Raw genomic sequence first — 17,887 nt, forward strand, 5'->3', positions numbered from 1 at the left:
GGAGTGCGGGCCGACGGCGACGGGATGGCGAGGCTCCGTCCTGCTCAAACCAAGATCGAGCGGAAGGCTTTGCCAGGCAGCCAAGCCCACGAAGCAGGTCAAGCGGCCTCGCGATCACCGATGTCCTACTGGATCAACGATTTGCTCTGAGCACCGGGATTGCATCGCGATGCTTCGTGAGAGTTGCAAAATGTGCCTTACTGAGATAATCCTTGAGAATATCCCATTTAGACGCTATCCGAAGTGCTGCGTCAGCCGCACGATTCCTAGCCTCCTCGACACTCAAACCTGCCCGGACAGCGAGCCGGTCAAAGCTCCTCGTCCCCACTTGTGAGAAGGCTCTGCTGCCGTTCAACTTCAGCCCAAGATCGTCTCCGGGAATGTAGAGAACAGTGGGTAGCACGTCAAAGAGAGGGCTAAGCGACGGATTTCTCCCGTCCTTGTAGATGATGGCCCAATTCTTCAAATGAGCGTCACCATTACCAATGAGGGCGTTGAGAACGATCCTGTCGATGACATCGCCTATTGTTTGGCGACCACAAAGCTCCGCAAGCACATTAGCGATTGTGTCAAAATTGGCGCGGCTGTATTTGTAACGCTCATCGGACGTCGGGATATCTAGCACCTGGGCAAGAACCTCTGCGTGAACGCGACGTCCGTCGGCCGCCCGATCAAACCGTTGAATCGCGTACGAGTCAGAATTGCTCGCTGTCACCCAGTCAGGTAGTCCAGGGACACCTTTAGCGGACAGTAGTTGGATATCCGGCACCGGAATCCCGACCGCGGCCGCTAGCGTAAGAGATCCGAATTCTGCCTCAGGCACCCCGGTAAAGCCAGGCCTGTTATCAGGGAGCTTTAGGATCCAATCTCCTGCAGTCCCACGCGCCGGCAAAGTCAGACCGCGCTGCTTGTCCATTAAGACCGAAAACTTCAGCTGGACACCGGCGAGACTGAACTTGAACAACATTTCTGAGTCTGATGAAGGGTGCTGGCTCGCATGAGTGTCGTCACCTTCTTCGAGTTCGTCAGCAAACCCGACGCCTGCCTCCTCTATCACTCTGACGGCACCTGGAAGATCGTCGCCGCCCACTGTCTCAAGCAAGAAAAACTCACGAACCGGGTTAACATGCGCCGCGTCCGAGACCAGCGATCTCAGGTAGCCCTCTGGAAGCAGATGGGAGAACCAAGGCGGCAGAGCAAGCCGTTGGCTGGGCCTCCAACCGGGACCCCGCTCTTCGAATATCTGGCCAAGGACCGGCCTATTAACAGTTCCCCAATAGGACGCATATGTTTCGAATCGCGTAATCTCGTTGCTGTGGAGTAGCCGGCCAACGTCGACCCAACTTCCCGTCGGATCCATAAGTTGGACGCTCAAGACACGCACATTGGATGGCATTATTGAGCATCCTCGTCGGACACGATCAAGGAGCCTATAGGACGTCGAATTACGCTCTTAGGATCGATTCGGCCAATCACGTAGCTGTTTACAAGTGCTACCAATCCAGCGTCGCGAAAGCGAATGAACTCGGCGTTAAGTCCTTCACGCAGCAATTTTGCCATGTTCGCACCTATACCGTGGCTCAGGAGGATCGCTTCATCCTCAGCCCCTGTGGGTTTAGATCTACCTGGCCAAAAGCCTCGATTACCGAGCACGTTGTTTGGCCCGGGGACAAGTCGTCGGAGCGCCGCAACACCACGGTCTTCGATTACTTCAGCTAAGTTGATTGGCTGGCCGCTCAGATCCAGCGGTCGTAGCGAGGCTAAGGCCAGCATCGCAAGCTTGCCCGGTGCATCTCGCGTGGTGAAAGGCCCGAGATCCAATGACGGAGAATCATCCGAGACCTGCCGAAGAAGGTTAACGACCGCCGAGTATTCGTCTGGGGCGCGGTGGCTTTGCAGTTTGAACGGATTTACCGCAGCAACCGCTTGTCTAAGAGCAGGTGTTTGACCCTGCGAACCGAACCCATGCACGGTGCCACGCCATAGCCATTTTGCAAGCAATCTCCGAACATAAGGGTCGGGATCAGGATGTAGGTAGAAGAATGCTCCAAGAACCGGGATCGGAAGCGTCGATGGCATCACTAGAAGGTGCGGTATTCCCTCCTCCCTCAGGAACTCGATCGTCTTCTGTAGCACCACCTCTGTCTTCTCGTACCACTCGGCAACGACCTCTGAGGCTTCAAATTCGCCATGCAGGTCGCGTTGAATATTTCCGCCTCTGATCGCGAGCAGGGTTTGCACGATCTTGTTCTCATCGAGCCGGCCAAAGCCTAGACGCGACAGGCCTTCTACGACGGTGCTTGGGCTAGTCGGGTCGGTATCGCTTGCGAACAGCGCGTGAAATATCTGTGTACGTCCAATTGGTTTGCCGGCGGAATTTACGCGGTCGAAGATTTGGCGGAGTAGATAGTCGTCTTCTGTCGCAACGGTGTATGTCGGTGCTTGATATTCGCGCAAGGCACCTGCCACGGCATCTGCGACGTCGAAGTCATCCGGCGTGAGATCTGCACCGTGTTCTCGAAGCCAGGCGAGCATTCGACGAGTTTCTATGGCCTCATACAGCGGGAGCCAGCTAGCTTGGGTCTTGCCTCGCTTTGCTTGGACGAAGCGTTGCGCTCGAAGATCAAAAAAGACCTCAAACCTATCGTCGACGCCTCGGATCGATGGGTTAAGCGCGCCAACGAGCGAAGTAATGCGCTGTTGTCCATCGACCACCCATAGGGCATCCGTTCTCTCTTTCACCTCGAATTCCAGCGGACCGAATGAGATCCGTTCGGCGGGAGCCCCATTCACCCAGAACAGAAGCGTCCCAACCGGGAAACCGCGCCAGATGCTATCAAATAGGCTAAGAACGTCATCTGTATCCCACTGATAGTTTCGCTGGAATTTCGGTATCCGAAAACGCCCGGCTAGCGCACCTTCGACAATTGACGGAATATCGTAGGTCCCCGGTCTCGGCCTGTGGGGCAATTGGGCAGCTAGTTCAGGCATCAAAGTCCTTCGCCGTATACGAGGAATGCGAGCATTCCATCTAATGATGCCAGCTGGCGACATCTGAGTCTTGGAGGCACCGTCCGACGTCTGGGACGGACACGCCTTCGTCCGCTCTCGGACTGGACACCCGCTTCGTCCAACCAGGCAAGATCAGAACGTGCGATGGACGTGCGACAACGCGCGGTCAACTGGGGACAACGCCGGCCAACCACGGGCACTCTGTGATTGACAGCGGAGAAGGTGAAACCGTTGAGGCGTAAGGCAAAGAGCCTGGGTGTGAAAGTGGGCGCGACAGGGTTCGAACCTGTGACCCTCCGCTTGTAAGGCGGATGCTCTTCCGCTGAGCTACGCGCCCGCAGTGCAGGCCGGACAGCCCGCACGACCGGGCCATCCTACCTGTCAGCCGGGTGGGTTCAGATGGCGGCCAGCTCCTTGCGCCAGTTGTCCTGGTCACGGGCGCCGGTGAGGCTCACCTCGGCGAACCTCACCGTGCCTGCGCGGTCGATGATGAAGGTTGCGCGCAGGGCGCAGCCTTTCTCTTCGTTGAGGACGCCGTAGGCCTGAGCCACGGCGCCGTGCGGCCAGAAGTCGGCGAGCAGGGGGAACTCGTACCGCTGCTGGTCCGCCCAGACTTTGTGGGCGAAGACTGAGTCGACGCTGATCGACAGAACCTGCGTCGAATCGTTCACGAAGTCGTTGAGGTTGTCGCGGATCGCGCAGAGTTCACCTTGGCAGGTGCCGGTGAAGGCGTACGGGTAGAAGACCAGGACCACGTTCTTCGAGCCGCGGAACTCCGAGAGGCGGACCTCTTGGTTGTTTTGGTCTCGAAGCAGGAAGTCTGGCGCCTGCGCACCTACGTCGATCAGCACGAAAGTCAGCCTATCAGCGCTTCGATCGGGCGGCTTTCGGCGCGACGAGGCGTGTGGCGCTCCAGTCGGGGCCGGCGCTGACGGTGGAGGTCGAGGCCAGGCCGGCCGTGGGGGCGGCCTCCGCGATCTCGCTGGGCTCCACGTGGCCGCTGCGGCCGGCTTTGGGGGTGAGTAGCCACACCACTCCGTTGTCGGCCAGCGGGACGATGGCGTCGACGAGGAGGTCTACCAGGTCGCCGTCGTCTTCTCTGTACCAAACCAGTACCGCGTCAACGACCTCATCGGTGTCCTCATCCACCAGGTCGGACTCGGCAGCGTCGGCCAGGGCGTCACGAAGATCATGATCGACGTCTTCGTCGTATCCCATCTCCATGACCACCATGCCCGCCTCTATGCCGAACCGGGCGCCCTGACCAGCGGTCGCGTTCACTGCAGCCTTCCTCCTTACTGGAGTGTCCATCTAGGTACAAGCGTAGGGCCTGACACACCCGACGCGCGTAGTTCACACAGTTCTAGCGCTTAGCGCAAGTGGCTCACCGGGCGGGTCCGGCAAAACTCTACGAACCGAGCAGAGTTCGGGCGGCTCGTTCGATGTCCGCCTCCCCCACCAGGACATGTGCTGTCGCCGGGCCGAGCGGCAAAAACGTGTCCACGGCGGCTATCCGGCGCACCGAGCCTACATACCCGGCGTCGACGAGGGAGGCGATCACGCCTTCGGCCACGCCGCCGGTGCGTCGGGTCTCGTCGACGACCAGGACCCGCTCGGTGGCGGACGCCTCGCGGATCAGGTCGGCGATCGGCAGCGGCGACAGCCAGCGCAGGTCGACGACGCGGCTGCCGATGCCGTCTTCGGCCAGGCGGGCGGCGACGCGAAGGGACATCCGCACCCCGTTGCCGAAGGTGACTATGGTGAGCTGGTCGGCTTGCCCGTGCGGGTAGACGCGGGCGCGCCCGACCGGGGCGTGCGTGTCGCCCCACATCCCCGGCGGCGTGTACCGGGAAAGCCATCCCCCGTCGCCGGTCTGGTGCAGGTCACGGGTGTGGTACAGGGCGATGGGCTCGAGGAAGACGCTGACCGTGCCGTCGACCTCGGCGGCGGCGATGCAGGTGCGCAGCATGTCGGCGGCGTCGTCGGCCCGCGAGGGCACCGCGATGACGAGCCCTGGGATGTCGCGCAGGACGGCGACGGAGTGGTCGTTGTGGAAGTGTCCGCCGAATCCCTGCTGGTAGGCCAGCCCGGCGATGCGCACCACCATCGGGTTGCGGTATTTGCCCGAGGAGAAGAAGCGCAGGCTGGCCGCCTCGCCCCGCAGCTGGTCCTCGGCGTTGTGCAGATACGCCAGGTACTGGATCTCCGGGATCGGCAGCAGCCCGCCGACCCCAGCGCCCAGGCTGAGGCCGAGGATGGACGTCTCGTCCAGGAGGGTGTCGAAGACACGGGCCGGGCCGAAGCGGTCGCGCAGGCCCTTGGTGACCCCGTAGACGCCACCTTTGCGGGCCACGTCCTCGCCGAACACGAGCGACTGCGGGTGGCACAGCATGACGTCGGTGAGCGCTGCGTTGATGGTCTGGGCCAGGGTGAGCGGGTCGCCTTTCTCGGGCAGGCGCCCGCTGAAGGCGCGTTCGCGGGCGGCGGCGAGCGCTCCAGCGGCCCGGTCGCCCGATTTGGTGACCGTGGTGACGACCCGGACCGGGCGGCGCGGAGCGAGCGGAGCGACGACTTCGGCCGCGGTGTTGAGTTTGGGTTCGTGGCGAACCTGCTCAGCCGCCTGGGTGACCCGCCAGCCGATCTCGTCGTAGCGGCTCAGCAACTGCATGGGTGTGGCGACACCCGAGTCGACGAGCATCTTGGCGGTGGCCAGCAACGGGTCGAGGGCGAGGTCGTGCTCGATTTCGGCGGTGGTGCGGTAGGCCTGTTCGGCGTCGGCTCCGGCGTGGCCCATCAGCCGCACGGTGCGCAGGTGCAGCACGGCCGGGCGCCGGTGGCGGCGGGTCCAGGCCACGGCGGAACGGGCCACCGCGTAGGTCTCGGCGAGGTCGCAGCCGTCGGCGTAGTAGTAGCGAAGCCCGGGACGCGACTTGAGCACCGCGCCGACCCAGCCGTTGGGGCTGCGCACGCTGATGCCCAGGCCGTTGTCCTCGCAGACGAAGAGCAGGGGCAGCCGCAGGCCGGTGAAGTCGGCCCAGCCGACCGTGTTGAAGGCCGCGGTGGCGCTGGCGTGGTTGACCGACGCGTCGCCGAAGGAGCAGACCGCGATGGCGTCACGCGGCCAGTCCACCTTGATCAATGGCTTGTCTAGTTTGGACAGACGGTTGCGCTCGATGGCGAAGGCGAGCCCCACCGCGCGGGGCAGGTGGGAGGCGATCGTCGAGGTGGTGGGGATGATGTGCAGATCGGGGTGGCCGAAGACCTTGTGCCGCCCACCCGAAATCGGGTCGGTGGCCGCGGCGACCACTCCGCGCAGCACGTCGCGAATCGGGTCGACCTTCGCCTCGGCGAGCTGACCGGCCCGGGCGCAGTAGAACGCGCCCGATCGGTAGTGCAGCAGCGCGGGATCGGTGGGCCGCAGGGCGGCGGCCACCGCCGCGTTGCCCTCGTGGCCGGCCGAGGAGATCGTGTAGTAGCCCGCGTCGTTGGCGCGCAACCGGCGCGCGGTCAGGTCGAGGTGACGGCTGGTGAGCTGCGCGTCGAAGAGTTCAAGCGCCCGTGCCCCGGTCAGGCCGCTGTCCGGCCTGATGTTCGCCTGCGGATCGCCTTGCTGTTCGGCAGGCCGCCACTGGGACAGGATGCGGCGAAGGCGTTCGTCCGGATTGGGCTCGGTCACGCACGACACTATGACCGAAAGTGACCGGCAACGGCCACTTCCCAAGTTGTGGTAACGTTCAGAACGTTCTAAACGTTCGGAGTCTACGGTGAAGGAAAGACAGTTCGCCGACGAGGTTGGCGTGTTGCTGGCGGGCATGGGCATGCCTCCCGCCTACGGCAGATTGCTTGGCTGGCTGCTGATCTGCGATCCACCACAGCAGACGAGCGCTCAGCTGGGCGAGGCGCTGGGCCTGTCGAAAGGCTCGGTCAGCTCGGGCATGCGCATGCTGGAGCGGTCCGACATGGTGCAGCGCGTGCCCACCCCGGGCCGGGGCCACGCCTACGAGATGCTGCCCGATGCGCTGGTCCGGGCCACCGACCCCGCGGTCAAGTTCGCCTTCATGCGCGACGTCATGCAACGAGGCCTCTCCCTGCTCGATGAGAACGAATCCACTAGGGCGGAAAGGCTTCGGGTTTCCCGGGACTTCTACGGCTTCATCGCCGAGAAGCTCCCGTCCCTGATGGAGGAGTTCCGTCAGAAACACCTGAGAAAGGATCAGTGATGGCTACCACCCCGGCCATCCAGACCGAGGCGCTCGTCAAGCGCTACGGCCGAAGCGGCGCAACGGCTTTGAAGGGCCTCGACCTCACCGTGGGCGAGGGCGAAGTCTTCGGCTTCCTCGGCCCCAACGGCGCCGGCAAGAGCACCACCATCCGCCTGCTGCTCGACCTCATCCGTCCCACCTCGGGCACCGTGCGGGTGCTCGGTGTCGACCCGCGCTCCTCCCACGAGCTGCGCGGCAAGCTGGGCTACCTGGCTGGAGACTTCGTCGTCAACGGCCGCCAGACCGGACGCGAGCTGCTGGACTACCTGGGCGATCTGCGCGGTGGTGTGCCGCGCCAGCGCATCGACGAGCTCGCGGCTGCCTTGGACCTGGATCTGAGCAGGAGGATCGGTACCCTGTCAAAAGGAAACCGGCAAAAGGTCGGTGTGGTGCAAGCGTTCATGCACCGGCCGCCGCTGCTGGTGCTCGACGAGCCGACCAGCGGCCTGGACCCGTTCCTGCAGCAGCAGTTCGTCGAGCTGGTGCGCGAGGCTTCCGGCAACGGCCAGACCGTCTTTATGTCCTCGCACGTGATGAGCGAGGTGCAGCAGACCTGTCACCGGGTCGGCATCATCCGCGACGGCACGCTGGTGGCCGTCGAGGACATCGACGACCTGCGCAAGCGAGCTGTCCGCAAGGTCGAGGTGGTCTTCGGCAGCCCTCCCGGCCTCGATCAGATCGCGGGGCTGCAAGAGCCGAGCCTCACCGGAAACGTCTTGCGGGGCAGGCTTTCCGGCGACGCCGACGCCTTCATCAAGTCGATCGCCGGCTTCCACGTCACCGATATCGTCAGCGAAGAACCCGAGCTGGAAGAGCTCTTCTTCACCTACTACGCCCACCCCCAGGAGGCGTGATGCGCGTCTTTTGGAAGACGGTGCGGGACAACAGGCGTGGCTGGATCGGCTGGACGCTGGCGGTGACCGCGGTGGCCTCGATGTACGCCAGCTTCTGGACCAGCATCGGCAAGAATCCGGAAATGGCCAAGGCCATGGAGACCTATCCCGAGTCGCTGAAGGAAGCCCTGCACCTGCAAAACCTGAACCAGCCCGAAAGTTACCTCGCCTCAAGCGTTTTCGGCCTTCTGGTACCGATGCTGGTAGCCGTCTTCGCCGTGTCGGCGGGGGTCAAGGCGATCGCGAGCGACGAGGAGGCGGGCACGCTCGATCTGGTGCTGGCCCATCCGGTGAGCCGGGTGTCGCTTGCGCTGCAACGCTTTGGCGCGATCGCCGCGGTGCTGGCCGTCATGGGAACGGTGCTCTGCCTGGCCATCATCGGCCTGCGCGGGCCCGCGGAGTTCCCGGAGGTGGCACCGAGCAAGATCATGGCGATTTGTCTCCAGCTTGCCCTGTTCGGCCTGTTCTTCGCCGCGCTGAGCTATGCGGCCGGGGCCTGGACAGGCAAGCGGATCGCCGCCATCGGCACGGGCGCGGCCGTGGTCGTGCTCGGTTACCTGGCCGACTCGTTCCTGCCGCAGATCGAAGGATTTGGCTGGACAGAATCAATTTCCCCATTTGACTGGTACCTGGGCGGCGAGCCCTTGCGCAACGGCGTGCAGCCGGGTCACGCCGCGCTCCTGCTCGGCCTGGCCGTGCTGCTGGCCGCGGCGGGCACGTGGCGGTTCAACCGGCGCGACGTCACGGTCTGAGGCAACAGCCCTAGTCGGCCATCACCTCGGCGATCGACCTGGGCGCCCGTACCTTGCTGAACTGGATGTTGCCTTCGGGCATCATCCAGGTCATCACGTTGACCGCCAACCGGCCGGCCCGCACCGCCGGGTCGGCCTGCGCGTGTTCGCGGGCGGTCGCCGCGTCGACCGACCAGATGGAGTATCCGCGGAAGCGCTCGTCGTCCTGCTCCGTCAACGGCCCACGGGCCAGGATCAGCCCCCGGTCCTGCAGATCGGCGCCGTGCGCCAGGTGCCGATCCTGAAGCTGGGCCGCCTCTTCGTCGGTCATCACGGGCGCATCCGGGCGCAGCGTCAGCAGAATCACGGTGTAGCGGTCGAATCGCATACGCCGAAACTAGTCGCGCCAACCGGCAAGGTCGACGCCCTTGGGCGACTCGACGCGGAAGCCCAGGTGGAACTGGGCGCGGGCACCCATCTCCAGCTCGGCCTTCCATGTGATCACGCCCAGCTCCGAACGCTCGGCCGGGTCGGGCTTGGCCAGCGTCTCCTTGACCGTGATCTGGCCGTCGCGCGATACCGGCAGCTGGTCGAGCACCGTGAGCCGGATGGTGCGGGGGCTGTGATTGGCCACCGTGGTCTGGTACTCGGCGTCGACCCGCCGGGTCGAGCCGAGCGTGGCCTTGCTGGCGTTGCGCTTGACCAGCTCGCGTTCCACCCTGACCCGGTCGTCGACACCGAGGGCGAGCTCGCGCTCCTCGTCGGGCGCCCATGCCTCCACGTGGCTGGAGCCCACGAAGTCGCCCTCGTGGAAAAGCGCGGCGGTGGCGTCGGGCAGTGTGTGCGAGGAGGTGTTGCGCACGGTGGCGCGCAGGATCGCCTCCTGCGCCTGCACCGGCGCGGTGATGTGGTCGAGCACGGCGTCCAGCTCGAACTGGGCCACGACGGTGCGGTGGCTGCTGCCATCGGCCGGAACGGCCACCGGGCGTGTCGGCGTGTAGGTCGCCGCGGCCGGGCCCTGCTCGGCGACGGCATAGGACTCTTCGAGCATCGGGGCCGGCTTGGCCGCGGCCCGCATCGGCATCGCCGCGGGCGAGGCCATGTCCAGACTGGCCGCCATCCCCACCATCTGTGGCGGGCCGCCCGCGTAGGCCATCGGCCGGATCGGGCGAAGCCGGTCTATGTACCAGGGCTCCAGCTCGGGAACGTCCAGCGCGCCGGACGGGCGGGCGGTGGAGAGCTTGAGCTGGCACTCGGGCCAGTCCTCGGTGGTGTGCTGGGTGATCATCCCGTACCAGTTGAGGGTCAGCTTCTCCCCCGCCAAGCGCAGGTCATAGGTGCTGTGCCAGCTCGCGCCCATAGTGACGTAGGTCAGCTCCAGCTCGACGTCACCCTCCTGGGTCACGTCGAGGGTCACTTCAGCCACAAGCTCATCGGGGTGCGAGTTGTTGCGCATGTCAGCGCGGCGGCGCTGGGCGGCCTCGCGCTCCTTGATCAGGTAGGCCCGCTCCCGCTCCCGATGCCGCTTGGCCGCCTTGATGCGCAACAGCTCGCCGTCGATGTCATCGGCGAATCCTGTGGCCCGCCCCACGTCCGTGGCCGAGAACGAGCCGGCCGAGCGGATGGCGACGCGGCCCAGGAAGCGCTCGCGGCCGGTGGCCACCGCGTCGGCGTCGACCAGCTCATCGATGCTCTCCTGGATCTCGCGGATCCTGTCGTCCAGCTCGGCGACCTGCGCGTCGCTCGACTGCGGCCGGCGGCGGGTCTTCACATCCACCCCGAGCACCGTGGCCGCCCCGATTCCGGCGACCCGCACCGAGTCGTGCAGCAGGCCCATGGGCAGGGCGCCGCTTCGCACCCGATGCTCGCCTTCGGTCAGGCTGACCGTGCCGCGCCGGGTGATCCGCGCGCGATCGGGGAAGACCGTAACCGCGACGATAGGTGCCTCGAGCTGAGTCATAGTGATCAGGCTAGCGCTTAGCGGCGCCTCGGCCGACTGCCGCAGACCTCCGGTCAGCTCCGCCGGTTCGTTAACCTCAGTCGCCACTCCCGCCGCTGTCGCCTCCGCCGTCACCGCCGCTGCCGACCGACTCGGATTCCCCGGAATCTGAGCCGGAATCGGAGTCGGTGTCCGAATCGTGGTCGTGGTAGCCAGGGCGGCCGCCACCGCGGCGCTTGCGCTCGGAGACCAGGAGCATGATCCCGAGCAGGACGATGAGCAGAGCGATGATGCCGGCCACCTGATCGGAGTTGCTGGGCGGCAGCACGGCGTAGTCGTCGAGCAGCGGATAGGTGTTGGCGGCGACCTCGGAATCCGCGGCCAGCCGGGCGGCGACATCGGCTCCGAAGAGACGGCCGCCCTGCGAACCGGACCAGCTCGCGGGGCAATTGCCATACAGACCACCGAAAGGCGGCCTCGCCAGCACCGCGGTGCAGCTCGCCGAGTCGCCCGTCGCGTGGGCGGTCACCTTGTCACCGGCGAGTTCGGCCAGGCCGGGGGCCGTGGTGTTCAGCGCGAGCAGCAGTCCATAAAGGAGCACCAGCAGGCCGAGGAGTCGTCGCATGGAGCTTCACAATAGTGCCGTTCATCGATTGGCGCATCCGGTGGAAATTGACCGGGATCCGAATGCCATGCCCCAGGATGATCAAAGCCGATGAGAAGTTACTGGTCAGTATGCGTGTCGCGCATCGCATCAAAGCGCGGTCCACGTGACGAACCGCCCATCGGGAGGGCAGGATAGCGCTGAGGACAACAGTCAAAAACACCACTACTACGAGGGAACGCCTGTGGCCACCGAACGCAAGCGCCCGGTGATCAGCGACGGCCTGCCGAGCCAGCTTCCGGATATAGATCCCGAGGAGACGGCCGAGTGGGTCGAGTCGCTGGACGGAGTCATCGATGAGCGCGGAGCTAAGCGCGCACGTTACATCATGCTGCGCCTCCTTGAGCGCGCCCGCGAGCGCCAGGTTGGCGTCCCGCCGCTGACGACGACGGACTACATCAACACCATCCCGAGCGACCGGGAGCCCTGGTTCCCCGGCGACGAGCACGTGGAGCGCAGGCTGCGCGCCTACATCAGGTGGAACGCGGCGATGACCGTGCACCGCGCTCAGCGGCCCGGGATAGGGGTGGGCGGGCACATCTCGACCTATGCCTCCAGCGCGTCGCTCTACGAGGTGGGCTTCAACCACTTCTTCCGGGGCAAGAACCACCCCGGCGGCGGCGACCAGATCTTCTATCAGGGGCACGCCTCGCCGGGCATGTACGCTCGCGCCTACCTGGAGGGCCGCCTCACCGAGCAGCAGCTCGACGGGTTCCGCCAGGAGCTGTCACATGCCGGTGGCGGGCTGCCCTCCTACCCGCACCCGCGGCTCATGCCCGACTTTTGGGAGTTCCCGACGGTCTCGATGGGCGTCGGCGGCGTGAACGCCATCTATCAGGCGCGCTTCAACCGGTACCTGATGCATAGGAACATCAAAGACACGAGCCAGCAGCGCGTCTGGGCGTTCCTCGGCGACGGCGAAATGGACGAGCCGGAGACCCTGGGCGCGATCGGCCTGGCCGCGCGGGAAGAGCTCGACAATCTGACCTTCGTGATCAACTGCAACCTGCAGCGTCTCGATGGCCCGGTACGCGGCAACGGCAAGGTCATCCAGGAGCTGGAGGCCTTCTTCCGCGGCGCCGGCTGGAACGTCATCAAGGTGGTGTGGGGCCGCGAGTGGGACCCGCTGCTCGCCGCCGACACCGACGGCGCCCTGGTCAACCTCATGAACTCGACGCCCGACGGCGACTACCAGACCTACAAGGCCGAGTCCGGCGCTTACGTGCGCGAGCACTTCTTCGGGCGCGACCCGCGCACCCGCAAGATGGTCGAGCACATGTCCGACGACGAGATCTGGGGCCTCAAGCGCGGCGGGCACGACTACCGCAAGGTCTATGCGGCCTACAAGGCGGCCACCGAGCACACCGGGCAGCCGACCGTGATCCTCGCCAAGACCATCAAGGGCTGGACGCTGGGCTCGCACTTCGAGGGCCGCAACGCCACCCACCAGATGAAGAAGCTGACCCTGGACGACCTCAAGGCCTTCCGCGACCGGCTTTATCTCGACATCCCGGATTCGGCGCTCGAGACGAACCCGTATGAGCCGCCCTACTTCCACCCGGGCAAGTCCAGCGACGAATACGAATACCTTATGGAGCGCCGCGCGGCGCTGGGCGGCTCGATCCCGGCCCGCCGCACCGCGGCGACCAAGCTGGTGCTGCCGGAGGAGAAGGCCTACGCCGATCTCAAGCGCGGCTCGGGCAAGCAGAAGGTGGCCACCACCATGGCCATCGTGCGGCTTCTCAAAGACCTGATGAAGGACAAGAACATCGGGCCGCGATGGGTGCCCATCATTCCCGATGAGGCGCGCACCTTCGGCATGGATTCCCTGTTCCCCACCGCGAAGATCTACTCTCCGCACGGGCAGCAGTACACGCCGGTTGACCGCGAGCTTTTCTTGTCGTACAAGGAGTCCACGGTCGGGCAGATCCTGCACGAGGGCATCAACGAGGTCGGGTCGGTGGGCTCGTTCACCGCGGTCGGCAGCTCCTACGCCACCCACGGCGAGCCGATGATCCCCGTTTACATCTTCTATTCGATGTTCGGATGGCAGCGCACGGCCGACTTCCTGTGGGCGGCAGCGGACCAGATGGTGCGCGGGTTCCTGCTCGGCGCGACCGCGGGCCGCACCACGCTCAACGGCGAGGGCCTGCAGCACGAAGACGGGCACTCGCTGCTGATCGCGGCCACCAACCCGGCCACGGTCGCCTACGACCCCGCGTTCGGCTTCGAGATCACGCACATCGTGCAGGACGGCCTGCGCCGCATGTACGGCGACGACCCGGAGAACATCTTCTACTACCTGACCATCTACAACGAGCCGATCTTCCAGCCGGTCGAGCCGGAGAACGTGGATGTGTCCGGGCTGCTGAAGGGTCTCTACCGCTACAAGGCCGGCTCCGGCAGCGGTCCCAAGGCGCAGATTCTCGCCGCGGGCATCTCGATGCAGTGGGCCCTGAAGGCACAGGAGCTGCTCTCCCAGGACTGGGGCGTGTCGGCCGATGTGTGGTCGGCGACCAGCTGGACAGAGCTGCGCCGCGACGCGGTCGAGGCCGAGCAGCACAACCTGCTGCACCCGGACAAGCCGGCCGTGGTGCCCTACGTGACCCAGGCACTGTCCAAAGCCGACGGACCTAAGGTCGCGGTGTCCGACTGGATGCGGGCGGTACCGGACCTGATCTCACGCTGGGTGCCGGGCGACTACGTGTCGCTGGGCACCGACGGGTTCGGCATGTCCGACACCCGTTCCGCCCTGCGCCGCCACTTCAACGTCGACGCCGAGTCGATTGTGGTGGCCGTGCTGGGTCAGCTGGGCCGCTCGGGCCAGGTGCCGGTCACCGCAGCCGCCGAGGCCGCACGCAAATACGCCATCGACGACGTCACCGCCGCCCCCGCCGGGGAAACCGGCGGGGATTCCTGACCCGCAGCGCCACCGCCGGTCTCTGGACTGAGCGATCTTGAAGGCACGCACCTCGCCTTCAAGATCGCGAGGGAAGAGACCGGCCTTCCGGCGGCGCTGCCGCGACTTGCTTTAGCAGGAGCCAGCATTACAGCGCCGCGCCGGTCTCTGGACTGAGCGATCTTGAAGGCACGCACTTCGCCTTCAAGATCACGAGGGAAGAGACCGGCCTTCGGGCGGCGCTGCCGCGACTTGCTTTAGCAGGAGCCAGCATTGTCGTGTCGCAATATATAGTGGTGTAAATCTCTCGATGAGAAGGAGACCGCTATGCTCCGACGTGCCCTCCTCGCCGCCGCGCTGGCGGCCGGCGCCACCGTGACCGCCGTGCTGCCGGCCGTGCCCGCCCAGGCCCGCGCCTGCACGATCGACCACTACTGCTACACGACCTGGTACAGCAACGCCGCCCACACCACCGCCGTCGGCGGCAAGTATGAGGACTGCGACGGCGACATCACCACCTGGGGCATCCGCAGCGGCTACATCACGTTCACCGAAAGCCCATGCTGAGCAAGCCAAACAGCCAAGGCCGAAGCGCGGGGCCACCGCGCGGAGGCCTTGGCGCTTAGCATGCCCCGGTGACCCTCGCGCCCGCCCCCGCCGTCTGCCCAACCTGCCACATCGCCTTGGTGGCCGAGTACGGCCGGGTTCCGTGGTGTGAGCGGTGCGAGCACAACCTCGACCATTTCACCGGACGGCGCTTCGATCGCTGGGCTGAAGCCATCGGTTTCGACCTCAACCGGAGGCTGTTCCACGAGATCGCGGCCGAGGAGCTGAAACGGCCCGGGATGACGTCGCCTCTGCTGGTGCTTCTGGCCATCTCCGCGGTGTTGATGACGGTCCTGGTGGCCGTCATCGGGGTGGCGGTCTACCTGGTCGTGGCCGGCGCGTGGCCGCTGAAGGCGTTGGGCCTGATCCTGCTCGCCGTGGCCTGGCTGCTGCGGCCAAGGCTGGGCCGGCTCAAGCCGATCCGGGAACTGTACGACGAGATCACCCGCGCAGACGCACCGGCGCTGCACGCTTTCCTCGACCGGGCCGCGGAAGCGGTGGGCGCCAAGACACCGGAGCACATCTTCGTCGGGCCGCAATGGAACGCTTCCGCCGCCGTCGTCGGGATCAGGCGCCGGAAAGTGATGATGATCGGGGTTCCGCTATGGATCGCGGCGCGCCCGCAGGAACGCGTCTTTCTGATAGCTCACGAGCTGGCCCACTTCATCAACCGCGATGTCCGGCGAGGCCTGCTGACAATGCCTGCCTGCACCATGTTCGGGTCCATGGCCGACCTGGTCCGCCCGGACGATTCGGCCTGGAACGGGTGGGACGACGGCACGGTCATCGGCGGGCTCACCCGCCTTGGACAGCTCATCAGCCGCCCCTTCATGATGGCGCTCGCCCACCTGCTGCGCACGGCGGACATCGCCATCCAGGTGGTCGCCGCGCGGCAGGGCCAGCGCGCCGAATATTACGCCGACTCGGTCGCCGCTGGCCTGGCGGGAAGCAGGGCAGCCTCGCTCTTCGACCTTTTCCATGACGAACTGCCACCGGTGATCGGTTCCCGGGCGCGCGGTGGCCACGGCTTTGACGGCTGGCGCACGGCGGTCGAAGAGGCCCGCGCGGAGCGTGCGGAGCGGATGGCACGGCTGCGCCAGCTCACTGTGCGCGAGGAAGCGTCGCCGTTTCGGCACCACCCACCGACCGGACTGCGCCACCGCATGCTAGCCCTTGCGCCACACCAGGATCCGCGAATCGTCCTGACCGACAGCGAGGCGCTGCTCATCGATGCCGAGCTGCGGCGCTTCGAAAGGCGTTATGCCCTGGTGCTCGCCCACGACTGGTGATGGCTCCTTAACTAGGGTGTACCCATGGAGAGCACTGTGATCACCGTCGAGACCGGATCGAGGCCGTCGGTCACCGACCTGACCGAGCGGGCGTTTGCGTTCGTGAAAGGACGTGGCGATGGGCTGTTGCACGTGTTCGTCCCGCACGCCACGGCCGGAATAGCGATCATCGAGACCGGGGCGGGCAGCGATGACGATCTGCTGGCGGCCCTCGATGAGGTGCTGCCGACCGACGACCGCTGGCAGCACCGGCACGGCTCCCGGGGTCATGGACGCGACCACGTGCTGCCCGCGTTTGTGGCGCCTTACGCGAGCCTGCCTGTGCTCAACGGGAGGATCGCCTTGGGCACCTGGCAATCGATTTGCTTGGTGGACACCAATGGTGACAACCGAACCCGCCAGGTTCGCTTCTCGTTTCTGGCCGGGTGAACAACAGATGGACATTCGGTTTGTGGGGGCCAACCCTGGATTGACAATCACCGACGGCGAGCGCCGCCTGGCCTTCGCCAGCGTGTGGCGCGCCGACTGGTCCGAGCGCGGGAGCGGGCGGGCCATCGTTTGCTGGCACAACGAACGAACCCGGGTGGTGGCCACCAACACGGAGCTGGGGCGGTGGCTGGCGGGCGAGTTCACCCGGCATTTCCCTGAGGTGCAAGGGTTACCGTGGCCCGAGCCGGAGATCACCCTGGCCCCGGTGCGCCTAGAGCTCGATCTTGCGACCGGGATGACGGCCAGCGCGGGTGGAATAGAAGTGGAAATACACGACCCGACCGACCGAAGGCTCTTCACCACCGACGACTTCGACCTGGGTGGGGTCGCGCACAGCCTGTCGACGGTCGTCATGCCATGCTCTTCGGGATCGCTGACTATCGCCGGTACCCAAATAAAGGGTCAGGTTAAGGCATTTTTGGCCGACGCCGAGGTCTGGTTCCTGAAGTAGCGCAAGCCCTGGCGCAGGCATGTGCGCGGGTTGAGATCAAGGTGCTCAGCCCAGCCGGGCTTGGGCTCACCCAGCCGCCAGGTGTAACGGGCCAGCGCGTAGCCGTACATCGGCTCGGTGAGGTAGCCCAGCCGCTCCCAGCTCCAGCCGGACTGACGGGAGGAAAACTCGAAGGCCGCGTTGGCGCTGAAAATACCAAGTCCGAAGTGGACGGTCAGCAGATCGGTCAGCGGCTCGTGATCACGGCGGGTGTGCGAGACGCGGCCGTCGCCGAGCAGGAGGACGTGCCCAAGCTCGTGCGCCACCGTGGAGACAAGCGACTTCAGCGGCTGCCCGGTCTCGATGGCGATGACCGGACGGCCTTTGCGGGTGCGATAGTGACCGGCCGCGCTGTGCCCGCGCGCCCGATCGTGCTGCAAAGGACGTTCGCCGTAAAGCTCGAGGTCGACCCCGCCTGGGTCGATGCCCAGACAGTCGGCGACCTTCGCGAACACCTCCTGGGCACTGGTGAGCCCGGCGAAATGGGCGGGCAGCACAATGGCGCGCGGCTCGCCGAACTCGGATTCGAACCAGCCCATCGAATCATCGATCCACATCTGTTCCCGGGGAGCCACCGGGCAGGAAGGGCCGAACCACCACACGCCCATGCAGA

General features: G+C 65.5%; 17 protein-coding genes and 1 tRNA gene. 8 read left to right on the forward strand and 10 right to left on the reverse strand.

The annotated features are described in order from the left end of the window. Positions 1 to 133: 133 nt before the first annotated feature. The 6 genes from Rhe02_RS30565 to Rhe02_RS30590 all read right to left on the reverse strand — a co-directional run bounded on the left by Rhe02_RS30565 (position 134) and on the right by Rhe02_RS30590 (position 6,688). Positions 134 to 1,375, reverse strand: a complete 1,242-nt coding sequence (locus Rhe02_RS30565) for a type II toxin-antitoxin system HipA family toxin (protein WP_203911875.1) — start codon at positions 1,373 to 1,375, stop codon at positions 134 to 136. Between the two features lie 20 nt (positions 1,376 to 1,395). Then, entirely contained in the window at positions 1,396 to 2,991 is a 1,596-nt protein-coding gene (locus Rhe02_RS30570; protein WP_203911876.1) for a DUF262 domain-containing protein, read from the reverse strand. 286 nt (positions 2,992 to 3,277) lie between these two features. After that, positions 3,278 to 3,349, reverse strand: a tRNA-Val gene (locus Rhe02_RS30575). A 58-nt stretch (positions 3,350 to 3,407) separates the two neighbouring features. Then, a complete protein-coding gene (locus tag Rhe02_RS30580; RefSeq protein ID WP_275412655.1) occupies positions 3,408 to 3,863 on the reverse strand; it encodes a peroxiredoxin in 456 nt (151 codons plus the stop codon). A gap of 13 nt (positions 3,864 to 3,876) precedes the next feature. Then, positions 3,877 to 4,293, reverse strand: a complete 417-nt coding sequence (locus Rhe02_RS30585) for a DUF3052 domain-containing protein (RefSeq protein ID WP_275412656.1) — start codon at positions 4,291 to 4,293, stop codon at positions 3,877 to 3,879. A gap of 127 nt (positions 4,294 to 4,420) precedes the next feature. Then, the gene (locus Rhe02_RS30590) at positions 4,421 to 6,688 is read right to left on the reverse strand and encodes a thiamine pyrophosphate-dependent enzyme (protein ID WP_239124151.1); all 2,268 of its coding nucleotides are present in this window, start codon (positions 6,686 to 6,688) and stop codon (positions 4,421 to 4,423) included. A gap of 136 nt (positions 6,689 to 6,824) precedes the next feature. On the opposite strand from Rhe02_RS30590, the gene Rhe02_RS30595 reads away from it, so the two are divergent. The 3 genes from Rhe02_RS30595 to Rhe02_RS30605 are packed head-to-tail and all read left to right on the forward strand — an operon-like array spanning position 6,825 to position 8,919. Then, positions 6,825 to 7,232 (forward strand): GbsR/MarR family transcriptional regulator, encoded by a 408-nt coding sequence (locus tag Rhe02_RS30595; protein WP_203911944.1) that lies wholly within the window; start codon positions 6,825 to 6,827, stop codon positions 7,230 to 7,232. Then, entirely contained in the window at positions 7,232 to 8,128 is an 897-nt protein-coding gene (locus Rhe02_RS30600; protein ID WP_203911879.1) for an ABC transporter ATP-binding protein, read from the forward strand. Before Rhe02_RS30595 ends, Rhe02_RS30600 begins: the two co-directional genes overlap by 1 nt. Further along, positions 8,128 to 8,919 carry an ABC transporter permease gene (locus Rhe02_RS30605; RefSeq protein WP_203911880.1) on the forward strand — a complete coding sequence of 264 codons (792 nt, stop codon included), beginning with the start codon at positions 8,128 to 8,130 and terminating at the stop codon, positions 8,917 to 8,919. Before Rhe02_RS30600 ends, Rhe02_RS30605 begins: the two co-directional genes overlap by 1 nt. Before the next feature lie 10 nt (positions 8,920 to 8,929). Here the strand turns inward: Rhe02_RS30605 and Rhe02_RS30610 are convergent, their stop codons facing one another. The 3 genes from Rhe02_RS30610 to Rhe02_RS30620 all read right to left on the reverse strand — a co-directional run bounded on the left by Rhe02_RS30610 (position 8,930) and on the right by Rhe02_RS30620 (position 11,462). Then, positions 8,930 to 9,286, reverse strand: a complete 357-nt coding sequence (locus Rhe02_RS30610) for a YciI family protein (RefSeq protein WP_203911881.1) — start codon at positions 9,284 to 9,286, stop codon at positions 8,930 to 8,932. Positions 9,287 to 9,295: 9 nt separating this feature from the next. Continuing rightward, positions 9,296 to 10,858 (reverse strand): mucoidy inhibitor MuiA family protein, encoded by a 1,563-nt coding sequence (locus Rhe02_RS30615; RefSeq protein ID WP_239124152.1) that lies wholly within the window; start codon positions 10,856 to 10,858, stop codon positions 9,296 to 9,298. Between the two features lie 76 nt (positions 10,859 to 10,934). Further along, positions 10,935 to 11,462 (reverse strand): hypothetical protein, encoded by a 528-nt coding sequence (locus Rhe02_RS30620; protein ID WP_203911882.1) that lies wholly within the window; start codon positions 11,460 to 11,462, stop codon positions 10,935 to 10,937. Between the two features lie 223 nt (positions 11,463 to 11,685). On the opposite strand from Rhe02_RS30620, the gene aceE reads away from it, so the two are divergent. From aceE to Rhe02_RS30645, 5 genes are all read left to right on the forward strand, one after another. Beyond that, on the forward strand, positions 11,686 to 14,421 hold the full coding sequence (aceE, locus tag Rhe02_RS30625; RefSeq protein WP_203911883.1) for a pyruvate dehydrogenase (acetyl-transferring), homodimeric type: 2,736 nt from the start codon (positions 11,686 to 11,688) through the stop codon (positions 14,419 to 14,421). Positions 14,422 to 14,727: 306 nt separating this feature from the next. Next, positions 14,728 to 14,967: a DUF6289 family protein gene (locus Rhe02_RS30630; RefSeq protein ID WP_203911884.1), complete on the forward strand. Its 240-nt coding sequence runs from the start codon at positions 14,728 to 14,730 to the stop codon at positions 14,965 to 14,967. A 68-nt stretch (positions 14,968 to 15,035) separates the two neighbouring features. Beyond that, the gene (locus Rhe02_RS30635) at positions 15,036 to 16,295 is read left to right on the forward strand and encodes a M48 family metalloprotease (protein ID WP_203911885.1); all 1,260 of its coding nucleotides are present in this window, start codon (positions 15,036 to 15,038) and stop codon (positions 16,293 to 16,295) included. Positions 16,296 to 16,319: 24 nt separating this feature from the next. Then, entirely contained in the window at positions 16,320 to 16,724 is a 405-nt protein-coding gene (locus tag Rhe02_RS30640) for a secondary thiamine-phosphate synthase enzyme YjbQ (RefSeq protein WP_203911886.1), read from the forward strand. Between the two features lie 7 nt (positions 16,725 to 16,731). Next, positions 16,732 to 17,235 carry a hypothetical protein gene (locus Rhe02_RS30645; RefSeq protein ID WP_203911887.1) on the forward strand — a complete coding sequence of 168 codons (504 nt, stop codon included), beginning with the start codon at positions 16,732 to 16,734 and terminating at the stop codon, positions 17,233 to 17,235. On the opposite strand, the gene Rhe02_RS30650 is transcribed toward Rhe02_RS30645, so the two are convergent. After that, the gene (locus Rhe02_RS30650) at positions 17,187 to 17,882 is read right to left on the reverse strand and encodes a fibroblast growth factor (protein ID WP_203911888.1); all 696 of its coding nucleotides are present in this window, start codon (positions 17,880 to 17,882) and stop codon (positions 17,187 to 17,189) included. The genes Rhe02_RS30645 and Rhe02_RS30650 overlap by 49 nt on opposite strands. Between the last annotated feature and the right edge of the window lie 5 nt (positions 17,883 to 17,887).

Source organism: Rhizocola hellebori, assembly GCF_016862955.1.
Lineage (GTDB): Bacteria > Actinomycetota > Actinomycetes > Mycobacteriales > Micromonosporaceae > Rhizocola > Rhizocola hellebori.